Annotated in this window: 1 protein-coding gene; it reads left to right on the plus strand. The window is 51.1% G+C overall.

Features of this window, described 5'->3' with window-relative positions:
* The coding region (locus MMB75_RS26090) for an AMP-binding protein (RefSeq protein WP_277511633.1) at positions 1-599 on the plus strand (599 nt) is incomplete at both ends.

Genomic DNA, 599 nt, shown 5'->3' on the forward strand with positions numbered 1-599 from the left:
TTTGGACATCAGCGTCTGACGTATCGGGAGCTGAATGAACGGGCGAATTCATTGGCACGCATCCTTCAAGCACAGGGAGTAGGACCCGACAAACTGGTCGGCCTGATGGTGGAGCGCTCCGTGGAAATGATCGTAGGTCTGCTGGCCGTGCTAAAAGCAGGTGGTGCTTATGTGCCGATTGATCCCGAATTTCCGTCCTCACGTATTGCATACATGCTGGAAGACAGCGAGGCCGCAGTGCTTCTGACCCGTCGTGATTTGGCAGAAGAACACCAATGCCATGCCAATAACCTATTTCTTGAGGATGCAGCATTGTATCAGGGAGAAAGCAGTAACCTTGAGGCGATTACCCGCCCAGAGCATTTGGCTTACGTTATCTATACCTCTGGTTCGACGGGTAATCCGAAAGGAGTTATGCTCCAGCATCGCTCGGTCCTCAACTTTATTACAGGGATGCGCGAAGTCATTGACTTTGAAACGAGCCAAACGATGTTGTCACTGACGACCATTTCTTTCGACATTTTTGTCTTGGAGACCATCCTGCCACTGTTAGGCGGAATGACGGTGGTGCTTGGCGATAGTCAGCATCAGGTGAATCC

Origin of the sequence: Paenibacillus sp. P2(2022), assembly GCF_029522175.1 — a bacterium.
Classification (GTDB): domain Bacteria; phylum Bacillota; class Bacilli; order Paenibacillales; family Paenibacillaceae; genus Paenibacillus; species Paenibacillus polymyxa.